The sequence below is a fragment of the Pseudomonas fluorescens genome, assembly GCF_001648775.1.
GTDB classification, from domain to species: domain Bacteria; phylum Pseudomonadota; class Gammaproteobacteria; order Pseudomonadales; family Pseudomonadaceae; genus Aquipseudomonas; species Aquipseudomonas fluorescens_M.
The window spans coordinates 1-832 of sequence record NZ_LVEJ01000053.1 but is presented as its reverse complement, the minus strand read 5'-3'; the positions used below and the strand labels follow the sequence as shown (position 1 = coordinate 832).

Genomic DNA, 832 nt, shown 5'->3' with positions numbered 1-832 from the left:
CCACTACGGTGCCTACGGGCAAGTGACCGCCGAGCGCGACGAACTCGGACGCATCACCCGCTACGAATACGACGATGACTTGCACCTGGTCTCACGGCGGATCAACCCCGACGGCACGCGCGTGCAGTACCGCTACGACCATGCGCAGCTGCTGCTCACCGAGATAGAGAACGAGTCCGGGGAAAAATACCGACTGGACTACACCGCGACCGGGTTGATCCGTCAGGAAACCGGCTTCGACGGCCGCCGCACCGCGTACGCCTATGACCTCAATGGCCATTTGCTGGAGAAGACTGAGTTCGGCGACGACGGCTCGCAGCTGATTACCGGGTATGCACGCGATGCTGCCGGGCGCCTTCTGATCAAAACCCTGCCCGACGGGGTCAAGGTCAGCTACCAATACGACCGCCTCGGCCGTTTGGTTGGGGTCGACGATGGCCAGCAACACCCGCTGGCTTTCGAGTACGACCGTCAGGACCGGCTGATCACCGAGCATCAGGGCTGGGGCACCCTGCGTTATGCCTACGACGCCTGCGGCCAGCTCAAGCGCCTGCGTCTGCCGGACAACAGCAAGCTCGATTATCACTACGCCAAGGGCGGGGCGCTGACCGCCATCGACCTCAACGGCGCGTCGCTGAGCCGCCACGTTTATCAGTCGGGTCGCGAGCAACAACGCCAGCAAGGCCTGCTGCACAGCGAATACAGCTACGACGATCAGGGCCGTTTATTGGCCCACGCCGTAGGCCATCAACACGATTCCCTGTATCGCCGCGATTATGCCTACAGCGCCAACGGCAACCTGGAGCACATTGCCGACACCCGCCACGGCCAG

The 832-nt window shown here is 63.0% G+C and carries 1 pseudogene; it reads left to right on the top strand.

Annotated elements, in window-relative coordinates:
- Positions 1-832: pseudogene (locus A8O26_RS29135) on the top strand (RHS repeat protein); the annotation flags it as partial.